Source organism: Idiomarina sp. PL1-037, assembly GCF_034422975.1.
Lineage (GTDB): Bacteria > Pseudomonadota > Gammaproteobacteria > Enterobacterales > Alteromonadaceae > Idiomarina.
Genome location: NZ_CP139873.1, coordinates 1,703,478 through 1,715,354, shown reverse-complemented (window position 1 = coordinate 1,715,354; position 11,877 = coordinate 1,703,478). Strand labels below are relative to the sequence as shown.

The 11,877-nt window shown below is 47.7% G+C and carries 9 protein-coding genes; 4 read left to right on the top strand and 5 right to left on the bottom strand.

Annotation, left to right across the window (positions count from 1 at the left end; genetic code table 11):
* Genes U0358_RS08020 through U0358_RS08005 form a run of 4 tightly spaced genes read right to left on the bottom strand, consistent with a single transcriptional unit; the run spans window position 1 to window position 5,749 of the window.
* Window positions 1–480 carry a MarR family winged helix-turn-helix transcriptional regulator gene (locus tag U0358_RS08020; protein ID WP_317497131.1) on the bottom strand — a complete coding sequence of 160 codons (480 nt, stop codon included), beginning with the start codon at window positions 478–480 and terminating at the stop codon, window positions 1–3.
* 17 nt (window positions 481–497) lie between these two features.
* Window positions 498–1,595 (bottom strand): peptidoglycan binding protein CsiV, encoded by a 1,098-nt coding sequence (locus U0358_RS08015; RefSeq protein ID WP_317497130.1) that lies wholly within the window; start codon window positions 1,593–1,595, stop codon window positions 498–500.
* Window positions 1,596–1,610: 15 nt separating this feature from the next.
* Window positions 1,611–5,093 carry a transcription-repair coupling factor gene (mfd, locus tag U0358_RS08010; protein ID WP_322405922.1) on the bottom strand — a complete coding sequence of 1,161 codons (3,483 nt, stop codon included), beginning with the start codon at window positions 5,091–5,093 and terminating at the stop codon, window positions 1,611–1,613.
* 47 nt (window positions 5,094–5,140) lie between these two features.
* Window positions 5,141–5,749: a PilZ domain-containing protein gene (locus tag U0358_RS08005; RefSeq protein WP_322405921.1), complete on the bottom strand. Its 609-nt coding sequence runs from the start codon at window positions 5,747–5,749 to the stop codon at window positions 5,141–5,143.
* 106 nt (window positions 5,750–5,855) lie between these two features.
* Between U0358_RS08005 and U0358_RS08000 the strand changes: the two genes are divergently transcribed.
* Genes U0358_RS08000 through U0358_RS07990 form a run of 3 tightly spaced genes read left to right on the top strand, consistent with a single transcriptional unit; the run spans window position 5,856 to window position 8,999 of the window.
* On the top strand, window positions 5,856–7,085 hold the full coding sequence (locus tag U0358_RS08000) for a lipoprotein-releasing ABC transporter permease subunit (protein ID WP_317497127.1): 1,230 nt from the start codon (window positions 5,856–5,858) through the stop codon (window positions 7,083–7,085).
* Window positions 7,078–7,764 (top strand): lipoprotein-releasing ABC transporter ATP-binding protein LolD, encoded by a 687-nt coding sequence (gene lolD, locus U0358_RS07995; protein ID WP_317497126.1) that lies wholly within the window; start codon window positions 7,078–7,080, stop codon window positions 7,762–7,764. Before U0358_RS08000 ends, lolD begins: the two co-directional genes overlap by 8 nt.
* On the top strand, window positions 7,764–8,999 hold the full coding sequence (locus tag U0358_RS07990; protein ID WP_322405920.1) for a lipoprotein-releasing ABC transporter permease subunit: 1,236 nt from the start codon (window positions 7,764–7,766) through the stop codon (window positions 8,997–8,999). Before lolD ends, U0358_RS07990 begins: the two co-directional genes overlap by 1 nt.
* Here U0358_RS07990 and U0358_RS07985 read toward each other — a convergent pair.
* Window positions 8,996–9,511, bottom strand: coding sequence for a DUF2062 domain-containing protein (locus tag U0358_RS07985; RefSeq protein ID WP_317497124.1), 516 nt, complete (start codon window positions 9,509–9,511; stop codon window positions 8,996–8,998). The two genes, U0358_RS07990 and U0358_RS07985, sit on opposite strands and share 4 nt — an antisense overlap.
* Window positions 9,512–9,561: 50 nt before the next feature.
* Here U0358_RS07985 and U0358_RS07980 point away from each other — a divergent pair, with 50 nt between their 5' ends.
* Window positions 9,562–11,859: a DNA internalization-related competence protein ComEC/Rec2 gene (locus U0358_RS07980; protein WP_322405918.1), complete on the top strand. Its 2,298-nt coding sequence runs from the start codon at window positions 9,562–9,564 to the stop codon at window positions 11,857–11,859.
* Window positions 11,860–11,877 lie beyond the last annotated feature (18 nt).

Genomic DNA, 11,877 nt, shown 5'->3' with positions numbered 1-11,877 from the left:
TTATTGGTCCAGTTTGTGGTAGCTTCCAACTTCAAGTACGGGCGCGGCGTCGAGACGTTCCGCATCCATCATATTGGCAATTCTTTGCATTGAGGAGAGCAGCAGGGACTGCTCCCATTCAGCCAGTGCCTGGAACTTTTCTATGAAATCCTCCTGCAACGGCTGTGGTGCCTTTTCCAGAAGATTAAGGCCCTGTTCAGTCAAATAAAGAGACACACGGCGTTTATCCTGCTCACTACGGTGTCTGTGAATGAATTGCCGGTGTTCAAGGCGTTCGATGACATTAGAAACCGTTGCCGGGCTTAGATTGATATTTTGTGCCACTTTACTGGCGGTTATACCATTCGCTGCATTTATTTCACGCAAAATTAATAACTGAGGCGCGGTTAACCCAGAGTACTTATTTAATTGTTTAGAGTATAAGTCGATAGCGCGAATAACTTTTCTTAAGGCCAGCAGGAGCTCTTCGTACTTTTCCATAATTGCCTCGTAACTTATTAGTATCGTGGAGCCGATAAGTCAGTACGGCGAATTTGAACGACAACCCCGAGTTCAGGGTGATCGAAGTAATGTGTTTCGTGACTGATAACGCGCCGTAACTGAGAGAAATAATAGCTACGTAAATAAGGTGTTTGTTTAGTCGCGTCATTAAGAGCATATGCCGCCTGAGTTTCTAAGTCGTTAGCAATACGCCTGACTTCATCTGGTTCGCGTAAGTTGAACTCACCGTCAATATGCAGATAGTTACCGACCAGAAAAATATGCATTAAGCCGTCAAATTCCCAGGTAAGCTGAGGGTTTTCGGCAGCTGTTAGAGGCGGGCGAGCTGGGAGGTTATCGTCCGAGCTGATAAAGGGTTCGGTGCCCGACTCAATAACGCTTAGCAGGCGTTGGATATTATCCATGCGCTGCTCCTGGCCAGCACTGGACAGTGGTGTATCGAGTTGTTCCTGTTCTTTGGGGAAACCATTATAGAAGAAGTCGTTGGCATAATTTTTGCCACCAAATAGACGCATTTTGCGACCGACACCGCGGGTAAATACCGGTTGTCTCCAGGCTAGATGCAACAGAGATTTAGCTTGGCCTTTGCGCTCGAGTTCGGTTCGAATAGGGGAGAGTTCGAGAGCGTCTGCAGGCATCAGAAAAGGTTGTGAGGCCTGCTCTATATCGCCACCGGGGCCATCAATAACAACCTCAGTAGAGGTCATTTCCGATAACTTATGTTCCGGGGCGAATGGGTTTCCGGCAATGGGTATCCATTGGTCTTCGTTGTCATATTGGCAGGCAATGTCAATTTGCCAGTTTTGCTCAGAAAGCGCTTTGCATACAGGAAGGACACTACGAAGAGATCTGTTTCGCTGGCTGTGGTGGGGCGTCAATAAATCCCGGCTTTCGTCGACCGCAATAGGCTGCATGTTTAAAGAAAAGTTTTCACCGGACTGGTCAGTGGCGTTTTGTTTGAAGACCAGAACTTCAACTTCAAACCAGCGCCAATAATCTTTATCAGCCTGGGCCGATGCATTTACAGACACTAAAGCCGCTAATGCGGTTGCTAAACCCAGTACTGATTTTACACCCCGATGTACCAGCGCCATTTATTCACTCCTGTGTTACGCCGCCTGAGATTGCTCTGCAAACTCATCTAACAGAGACTCTACCAGTTTTAAGCGGCTTTGAGTATCTTCCAGTGGTTGAGTCAAGCGTAAACGGTTTGGCCCGTCCAGCTTATAATAGCTGGGCGCTTTTTGAATTAACCCAATAATTATCTCGGGGTTAATTTTTGTGTCGTCGGTAAACTCAATAATACCGCCCTGATTACCAATATCAATTTTACGTATGCCTAACTGTTCAGCATTATTGCGAAGTTGTGTCTGTCGAATCAGGTTTTTCGCGGCGTCCGGTAACAAGCCAAAACGATCAATCAATTCGACTTGCAGATCATCAAGCTCTTTACTGGTTTCGCAATTGGCTATTCGTTTATACAAACTTAAACGATTATTGACGTCTGGTATGTAAGCTTCAGGTAAAAGTGCGGGCAGTTTTAAGTCAATTTCAGCACGCTCGTGCAATAGCTGCGCAAGCGCTGGCTCTTTGCCTTCCTTTAAGGCTTTAACCGCTTGCTCTAACATGTCCATGTACAAAGTAAAGCCAATGCTTTCAATCTGACCACTCTGATCGTCGCCCAGCAGCTCGCCAGCACCACGAATTTCCAGATCGTGAGTTGCAAGCATAAAGCCGGCACCCAGGTCTTCCAGCTGAGAGATAGCTTCAAGTCGTTTGTGTGCGTCTTTGGTCATGCGTTTGGGGTGCGGCGTTAATAAATAGGCATAAGCCTGGTGATGCGAACGTCCAACCCGGCCTCGCAGCTGGTGCATTTGCGCCAACCCCAGGTGATCGGCGCGATCCATAATAATGGTGTTGGCGCTGGGTATGTCGATACCGGTTTCAATAATAGTGGTACAGACCAGTACATTAAAGCGCTGATGGTAAAAGTCCGACATAATGCGTTCAAGATCACGTTCACGCATTTGCCCGTGAGCAACCACAACACGAGCTTCCGGAACCAGAGCTTCAATCTCAGCTGCCGTTTTCTCAATGGTGTCGACATTATTGTGTAAGAAATAAACCTGACCACCGCGCAGAATCTCCCGCAATATGGCCTCACGAACCGTAGGCTCGTCGTATTCGCGGACAAAGGTTTTCACTGCCAGTCGTTTTGCAGGTGGCGTGGCGATAATTGACAGGTCACGAATGTTATTCATGGCCATATTCAAGGTTCGCGGAATCGGGGTTGCTGTTAGCGTCAAAATATCTACGTCAGCGCGCAGGCGTTTTATGGTGTCTTTTTGCCGTACGCCAAAGCGGTGTTCTTCGTCAACAATGAGCAGGCCTAAATCATGACACTTCACATTGTCTTGCAGCAACTTGTGGGTACCGATAACAATGTCGACTTTGCCGTTGGATAAGTCTTCAAGAATGCCTTTTGATTGTTTCGCGGTTTTAAAGCGTGACAGCACTTCAACCCGAATGGCCTGTTCAGCAAAACGGTCACTGAAGTTTTCGTAGTGTTGCTGAGCCAGCAGAGTGGTCGGAACTAAGACCATAACTTGCTTGCCTTCATTAACCGCGATAAAGGCTGCGCGCATAGCCACTTCGGTTTTACCAAAGCCCACGTCGCCGCAGACTAGCCTGTCCATAGCGCGGGGCTGTTGCATGTCTTGCTTAACCGCATCAATTGCAGTCTGCTGATCAATGGTTTCTTCAAACGGAAATCCGGCGGCAAAACGCTGGTAATCTTCTTTGTTAATACTAAATTCATACCCGGGCTTCGCTTCGCGGCGGGCGTAAATATCGAGCAGTTCAGCCGCAACATCACGAACTTTTTCTGCAGCTCGTTTTTTGGCCTTGTCCCAGCTGTCGTTACCCAGTTTATTCAATGGAGCATGGCTTTCTTCCCCCCCACTGTAGCGACTTAAAACGTTCAGGTTGGCGACCGGAACGTAGAGCTTTGCCCCGCCTGAGTATTCAATGGTGACAAATTCGGTGGTGACATTTCCGGCATCCAATGTCGTCAGTCCCTGATAACGACCAACACCGTGATCCAGGTGAACAACGGGCTGACCGGCTTGCAGTTCTGCTAAATTGCGAATCAGTGTATCAGCGCTGACAGTCGCTTTTTGCTGACGTCGGCGGCTTTGTACTACGCGGTTTCCAAACAATTCGGTTTCGGTAATAAACCAAAGCTTGGCGTCTGGTAAATAAAATGAATTAATAATTGGGCTAATGATTAGTCCAATTTGTTGAGTTGGGCACTCATCCAGCCCAGAGCAAAGTCTCACCTGAAAGCCAAGTTTGCTGACAATTTCCCGCAAGGCTTCGCGGCGGCCTGCGCTTTCGGCTGACAGCAGAACTTTTTCATTCTTTGCCAAAGCCTGTTCCAGTTTCGCCTTTAACTTGGCAAAGGGCTGTTTTTGCTGATGGTCAGCTGCTATTTCTGTTACTGCCTCTGTCAAAAACGGCGTCGGACCGGGTTGGGCCATTTCTGCCGGTACATTAGCGCGCACCCGGCGGTATTGTTTGAAACCGGCGTGAATATTATCGACCGGAAGAAACAGCTCATTGGGGTGCAGTAACGGCCGTAAGGGGTCAAACTGACGCTGATCGTAGCGGTGATTAATATCCTGCCACAATCGTTCCAGGCTTGCCTGAATGTTGCCGAAAGTAACCAGTACCGTGTCGTCCGGAAGGTAATCAAACAAGCTGGCAGTTTCTTCAAAAAATAACGGCAGATAGTACTCTATACCACCAGGTAACTGGCCTTTACTGACTTGCTGATACACCGACTCGCGCTCAGTGCTCGCCTCAAAGTGCTCACGATAATTTGCGCGAAAGCGTTCAATCGCCGTTTTTGTCAGTGGAAACTCGTGTGCGGGCAGTAAGTTAATGCCGTCTATTGGAGCTTTTGATAGCTGAGTCTCAGGGTCAAACGGCCGAATGGTATCGACTTCGTCGTCAAAAAAGTCGAGCCGGTAGGGTGTCTGACTGCCCATAGGGTATAAGTCTAAGATTGAACCACGGGCGCTGAACTCGCCATGTTCCATTACCTGATTAACATGACGGTAACCGGCATTCTCAAGTTGCTGGCGCAGCTTCAGGCTGTCGAGCTGCTGGCCTTTTTCAATTTGTAACGCTTGCCCCTGCACAAACGAGGTTGGAGCAATTCTGTGCAGCAGGGTATTAATGCTGACAATCAGTGCCCCACGTTTGGCATCGGGAAGGCGTGCCAGCACGCTGAGTCGGTCAGAAATAATGTCCTGGTGCGGTGAAAAGCTGTCGTAGGGCAAAGTTTCCCAGTCGGGAAAAAGCGTTATATCGTCATGGTATTCGGTGTGTTCACCAGCAAAGTATTTCACTTCTTGTTCTAACCGGTGTGCCTGGTTAGCATCTGCGGTAACAATTAATACTCGCCCTGGCGTGGCGTCAATTAGTCTGGCTATTGCCATTGCCGGCGAGCTGCCATGCAACTCCTGCCAGGTAAGGTCTTTGTTTGCTGCCGGAGGAAAAGGGGGTCTTAATACAGATGCCTTAGTCATGACTACTCAACTGGTTTGGAAAAACGTCGGTATTATACCGAAATCAATCAGGATTTGGATGACAGGTTGTCGTTTTGTTTTTCTTCACGGCGTTGTTTGGAACGCTCTTTTAGCTGGCGACTCTGGGCATGGAGGCTGGCCCGAATCAATAACTCCTGATCTTCCTCGCGAATTTGAGCAAAACTCAGCGTGCAAAGGTAAGCCTCACTGTCTTCCTCTGGTTCTGAGTTTTCAGCGGTCAGGTAACAATAAATTGCCAGAGCCTCTTCTTTAAAAAACAGTTTTGCCTGAAATGTCAGACCTTCGGTTAGTGGCGAGTCATTTATTATGCGAATACCACCGCCACCGTATTCAACGCCTTCAAAACGGTTAGCCGGGTCATCTTCATTACGGAGCATGTAGCCCAGCAATATGTTCATACGTTTGTGTTGCTGCTCTAGAAAAGCGACCAGAGCGCTGCCTGACGACTGTTCAACTTTAATACTCTGCAGTTGCTGCTGATCACTTTCAGCCATACTGGACGCAATAGTGAACAACTCCGGAATTTCAGCGATAAATGCGTCTTCTTCAGGGATACTGTCAGCCGACTCCAGCGCAATTAAATTGACCGGAAAGCGATCTCTTACGGTGAAGAAATCTCCGATTGGTGATGTCATTGATGTCTGCGATTGCGTCATTGTGTCGGCTTTTAGTTGTCAGGCTCAATACAACTCATTATCCTTGCTCGTTATGAATTAGCAACCATCAAATAATTGAGGGTATATGTTTCAGCCGGTCGTGCTGTTTATTGGCCTGCGTTATAGTCGGGCAAGGCAGGGGTCTGCGTTTACCGCCTTTATTAACCGCTTTGCCTTTGCCGGTATTGCCCTTGGGGTTATGGCTCTGGTGGTTGTCATGTCGGTTATGAATGGTTTTGAAGGCCAATTGAAAGAACGAATCCTGGGCGCCGTTCCTCATGTGACCCTGACCGATGCTGACAGCACGACGGAATTGACTAACTGGCGAAAAACACAGCAGCAATTGCCTGAATTAGAAGCCATTAAAGGGTCAATGCCGTACGTGCAAACGCAGGGCATATTGCAATTTTCAGAAAAGATGTCAGTAGCCAACATACAGGGTATTTACCCAGATGTGGGCGAGGTACCTCTTTCGCTTAAAGACAAAATGGTTGCAGGCGACTGGCTCAGTCTTACGCCGGGCAATTACCATTTGGTGATAGGACAGCGGCTGGCGCAGAAACAAGGAATAACCGTTGGCGATAATATTCGAATTATCGCCGCGCAAGGCGGGGTTTATACACCTTTTGGGCTGGTTCCTTCGCAGCGCCGCTTTGTGGTCACAGGGCTCTTTTCTATGGGCTCTGAGGTGGATGAGTCGGTTGTTTTTGCCCACGGTAGTGACCTGGCTCGTTTAATTCGGTTACCTGAAGGCAAAGTGAGTGGGCTACAGTTATTTTTAGATGACGCTTTTAAAGCTCCCCAAGTGGCAGAAAGTCTGCGCAATAACACGCAATTAACGATCAGCGACTGGCGACAAAATTATGGCCAGTTATTTGAAGCTGTAGGCATGGAAAAACGCATGATGTGGTTAATGCTGGCGCTAATCATTGCGGTTGCGGCGTTTAATACTTTATCGGCTCTTATTATGGTGATAAACGACAAACGTCACGACATCGCCATATTACAAACGTTGGGTTTATCTAACGGACGTATACGCACGGTATTTTTATTGCAAGGGCTATATAACGGTGTGCTGGGAGCATTAATTGGCGTTATTCTGGGGCTGGTGTTGAGTTGGTATCTGAATGATATTCTGACGTTATTCGGTGCACAGATCTTTGCCGGATCAGATGAAGGCCTGCCAATTATCATTAATGTGTCTCAGGTTACTATTACTGCTGTTGCTGCAATTGCCTTAACTTTGGTGGCAACGTTATATCCCGCATCACAAGCCGCACATGTTCAACCCTCGGAGGCATTACGCTATGACTGACGCGCTGTTGCGTTGCAAAGAATTGAGTAAATCCTATCAGGACGGGGGCGACCAGGTTACCGTTTTAAAAGACATTGATTTTGCGCTGCAAGCCGGAGAGATGGTTGCGGTGGTCGGAGCGTCAGGCTCGGGTAAAAGCACCTTGCTGCATTTGTTGGGTGGGCTGGATAAACCCTCATCGGGTCAGTTGTTTTATAAAGATCAGGAAATGACGCCCTGGAAAGCCGACAAGTTAGCGCAGTGGCGTAACCAGAACCTTGGATTTGTGTACCAGTTTCATCATTTATTGCCGGAGTTTTCAGCGTTAGAAAACGTAGCCATGCCGAAAATGATAGCGGGTGAAAGCCCGGCAGAAGCTAAACAGCAGGCTGAGCAGCTCTTAGTCCGCGTGGGGCTAGAGCATCGGTTGTCGCATCGTCCGGCACAGCTTTCCGGCGGCGAACGTCAACGGGTTGCCATAGCTCGTGCTTTTGTGAATAAACCAAAGGTGGTACTGGCTGATGAGCCAACCGGTAACCTCGATGGTGAAGCGGCTGAGAGTATTTATCAGTTAATGCTGGAGCTTAACCAGGAAATGGGCACGGCTTTTATTGTAGTCACTCACGACTTACAGCTGGCTGAACAACTGCAGCGCGTAGAGGTTTTAAAAAATGGAATTCTGCACAAGGAGCAAGCGTAATGCAGCTTGCCTGGTTAATTGCCCGACGTTTTCGTAAAGGTACCGCGAAACAGGGCTTTTTGTCGTTTATATCGGCCTCTTCAACTATTGGTATAGCGCTCGGGTGTGCCGTTTTAATTGCGGCGCTGTCGATGATGAACGGCTTCAACCAAGTGTTACAGGAGCGGCTACTGGCAGTTGTTCCACAGGTTGAATACAGTGCAGTAGAAGGCGCCCTGGATGACTGGCAGAAAATAGCCGAAATCGCCCGGGAACACCCTGAAGTGATAGCTGCGGCTCCCGCAATTAATTCCACCGTTATGGTGCAAACCCAGTCAACTTTTCATGGCATTCAGGTTCGGGGAATATCTGCAGAGCAGGAAAAAAACGTATCGGCCTTATCTGATTATGTAAGCAACGAAGACTGGCAGCGGTGGCAGCAGAAAGGTGGTTTGCTGTTAGGGGCTGGGCTGGCCGAGAAGTTGAATTTAGCTGTTGGCGATTCCGTTTCCTTACTCACCCCGGAAAAGTCTGAACGAGGGTTTCGCTCGCCAGAGCGGGTGCGGCTGGAAGTCACCGGATTGTTTAAATTTGGCGGGCAAATTGATTATCAAAATGCCTATGTTTCTCTGGAAACGGCTAAGAACGAACTGGGGTTTGCTAATGATGTGAGCTCGGTACGTTTGCGGTTAAAGGATGTTTTTTCGGCTCCTGCGGTTGCCCGGGAAATAGGTAACCAACTTCCGGAATTGGTCTACCTGGATGACTGGACCCGAAGTCACGGCCATTTATATCGTGATATTGAGCTGGTGCGCTGGGTCGTGTATCTGGTTTTGATTCTGGTTATGGCCGTAGCTTGCTTTAATATTGTTTCAACGCTCATTATGACGGTAGCGAAAAAGCGCAGCCAAATTGCCATGTTGAAAACCCTGGGAATGAAAGACAAGTCGTTACTGCAATCCTTTGTGTTTCAGGGACTAATGAATGGTTTTTATGGGGTGATTATTGGTTGTGCGTGCGGGATACTTTTGGCGCAGTTTCTACCTGATATTATGCTGACACTGGAATCCTGGTTTCACTTTAAAGTGCTTTCCAATGATATCTACTTCGTTAGTGAAGTACCTTCTGAGTGGGTTTGGGGCGATGTTATTTTAGTGGCTAGTGTGGCACTGCTAATGAGTTTGCTCGCTACTATTTACCCTGCCTGGCGGGCGGTAAAAGTTGAACCTGCCAAGGCCTTGCACGAAAGTACTTAATTGCCTTCGGGATTGCGACGGCGCCAGGCTTTGACCACAGACTGGCGCCAAAGTAAGCGAATACCGATATAACCAACAAAGCTGGATACCGTGCCCAGCACCAGGCAGCCAAGCAAAAATGCAGGGCCTATAGTTGAAATGCTGTGCATTAACCATTCCCAGCTGGCTTCAAAGGCGAAGGGTTGCGGAGGTTCAGCCAATATGGCGTTACCGACTAAATAGCAAAGGTAAAACATTGGCGGCATAGTAATGGGGTTTGAGACCCAGACAAGCCCGATTGAAAGTGGCAGGTTAACGCGAAAAGGAATTGCTGACGCTGCTGCTAACAACATTTGAAAAGGAACCGGTATAAAAGCGCAGAATAGACCGACTGCAAATGCGCCTGAAGCTGACCGTCGGTTTAAATGCCACAGGTTTGCATCGTGCAGAAGGCTGCCGAATAAACGAATCGCTTTGGATTCGCGCACTTTTTGATGATCAGGCATTAAGCGTTTAATGAAGCGTCTGGCCATAATGTGACGTTTATTACCTATCCGATTACTGCCCCAGGGAAGGAGCAACGATGGAGCGTTGGTTACTGATCTTTATTAGCGGAATATTGTCCGCTTCGCTACACTCTGACATTAACTTTTGGCTAATTGTTTCAACTATCGTTCTGCTGCTTTTGGCGATAGTTTATGCTTTTTTTTATTTTAGACAGAGGGAAGTAAAACAGCGAACCATCGTACTGCTACTGATAGTGTTATTTTGCGGTATTTTATGGGCTAATGCCAACCTTTATTGGCAAAATTTACGCGCAGTACCAAACGAATTGACGGGTAACGAAGTTCAATTGACGCTTGTCGTGGATGAAATATCACGCCGTTATCCTTTTCATTTGCGTATGACGGGCAGGGTAGAAGTTCTGGCGGGTAACGTTTTGCCATTCTGGCAGCAATCCCGGGTTCAACTGAATTGGTATAACAGCCACCATAAACAGTTGCCGAAAGCTGGCGAGCGTTGGCAACTGGAAGTGAAGCTGAAACACGCAACGGATTACCGCAACCAGGGGAGTTTTCGATACCGGCAATACTTACTGCGCAATAATATCTATGCCTTAGGAACAGTTAAAGACGGCGAAAAACTCACCAGCTCAATCAGTTTTCGACAGAAAATTTTTGATGGCATAAAACAAGCGAATTTATCTGAACCAGGTATATTGGCCGCATTAACGATTGGCGAACGCAGCCTGTTAACCTCAGCTACTCGTGAAATCTGGAAAAGAACGGGGTTAGCCCATAGCTTAGCCATTTCTGGTTTGCATCTGGGGATGGTCGCCGGCGCTGCCATTTTGTTCTTTCGTTTTTGTTTTCACTGTTTTCCCATCAGCTTACAAACCAGAGAGCGGCTAAACATCCGGCTGTGGTCGCTAGCTTTCGCGGCAGTTGTGGTGAGTGGTTATGCGGGCCTGGCAGATTTCTCAATATCGACTGTTAGAGCTTTAACCATGTTTCTGGTGGTTCTTCTGCATATTGTGTTAAATCTCAAATTAAATCCGCTAAGCTTATTGCTACGAGTGGTTGCTGCTGTACTAGCGGTTGATGTTTTCGCCTGGCAGGAACCCGGTTTTTGGTTATCCGTTACTGCCGTTGCCGCACTTTTTTTAGCCAGTTGGCGCTGGGGCAAAAGTCGTGGTCGTTTCTCCTCGGTAAAAAGCTTATGGTCCATTCAATGGCTGCTGTTGGTGGTAATGTCTCCGTTATCATTCCTATTGTTTGGCGGCTTTTCGCTTTTTGCGCCCGTCGTGAATTTGTTGGTGTTGCCTGTTATCAGCTTTTGGTTATTGCCGCTGGCTTTAATAGGAACGGTTTTGGCGCTGTTTGAGTCTAATTTTGCTGTTTTTTTCTGGCAGCTGGCCGAACTCCCCGTTACCTATTTGAACCCTTTATTGGAAGCTATAGCGGGGTACAAGGCTAATTGGCTGGAACTTAATCAATGGCCAATAACTCGTGCAGCGCGGTTTGCTGTTTTGTTCGCACTTACTGCGGCCTTGTTGTTGCCGGTAAGTCGCGGTTGGCATCGGTTGGGTTTATTATTGTGTTTGCCAGTTGCTGCTTTTTTATTTTTTAATCAACGGGACGGAAAGTTGCGCCTTCATGTTCTGGATGTGGCGCAAAGTCAGGCTGTGGTGCTAGAGAAAGACGGCAAAGCCATGCTCATTGATACCGGTATTGAGTTTAACTCTGGTTTCAGTGTTGCAGAATCTGTTATTGAACCTTTTCTTAACTACCATGGTTTGCGGCCTGAGTTGGTTTTTATCAGCCATGGCGACAGAGATCATAACGGTGGCAGAGACTTTCTGATGCAAAGATATCCTCAGCTAGAGTGGCGCGGAGATGCTAGTGATAGGCCCTGTCGCGCAGGTGATACAGGTGAGTGGAACGGCATGCAATGGAAGGTTCTGTGGCCAACGCCTGCCTATCAGAACGCAAACCGGTTTAGTAAGAATAATCGTTCGTGTGTGGTACGCGTCAGTTATAAAAACTTCAGTGTTTTGCTGCCCGGTGATATTGAAATGATGGCAGAGCAATTATTGCTGAAGTCTTTACATGAACAGTCTGAAGCTAACTCCGATGTCCTCTTGATTCCTCATCATGGCAGTAAAACGTCGACCAGCTGGCCTTTGTTACAGGCGGTTAGTGCTGATATTTATCTTATTAGCTACGGTAAGCATAGTGGATATGATTTTCCCCATCGTTATACACTGGAAAGGCTCGCTCGTACTAAAAAGCCCTGGTTTGGGACCAGGGATAAAGGGCAATTGACCATTGTTAGTGACGGCGACACATGGAGTTTGGAGTTACCCTTTGAAAACAGGTAGAATACAAAAAGTGTTAAT